Origin of the sequence: Tsukamurella conjunctivitidis, from assembly GCF_007858475.1 — a bacterium.
Taxonomy (GTDB): Bacteria; Actinomycetota; Actinomycetes; order Mycobacteriales; family Mycobacteriaceae; genus Tsukamurella; species Tsukamurella conjunctivitidis.
This window is the reverse complement of sequence record NZ_VIGX01000313.1, coordinates 1-514: the sequence shown is the minus strand read 5'-3', so window position 1 is coordinate 514 and position 514 is coordinate 1. Positions and strand designations below refer to the sequence as shown.

Genomic DNA, 514 nt, shown 5'->3' with positions numbered 1-514 from the left:
TATGGTGCCAGCGCTCTAAACGTTTTGGAAGTTGCTCTTTTTTGAGCTGAAGAACGCTTCGCTCCGTGATAATCGGGGTGATCGCATTCATGCCGAGTTCACTTCCTTTCTGGAGAACAAAATCCATTTTTTCCCCTTTTACCAGAGATTGTAAAATATTGATTTTGAGGCGACTCTCTCGGTTGATTGGATTATATTTTTTGAGACGAATCGTTAAGTGGCGCTTTGCAATTTCAATAATAATACCATGATATTCTCCCCCTTCGCCATTGAAGAGGACGATAGAATCACCCTCACGGTGACGTAAGACGCGGACAATATAGTTATAATCCTCATCTTCTAAAATAATATCGGCAACAATAGCTAAAGGTTGATTGACGTAGCGACGCATGAAGACTCCTTTATCGCTTGAGTAGAGTTGGAAAGATTAGAAAGATTAGAAAGATTAGAAAGTGAAAGGCGCTTAATCAATTGACTAAACGCCTTTTAAAAGAGATTTTATCGTGCTCTTTTA

Annotated in this window: 1 protein-coding gene; it reads right to left on the bottom strand. The window is 39.3% G+C overall.

Annotated features, from left to right (window positions below):
- A partial coding sequence (locus FK530_RS27750) for an RsmE family RNA methyltransferase (RefSeq protein ID WP_146489545.1) occupies window positions 1-391 on the bottom strand: 391 nt, incomplete at its 3' end.
- Window positions 392-514: the final 123 nt, after the last annotated feature.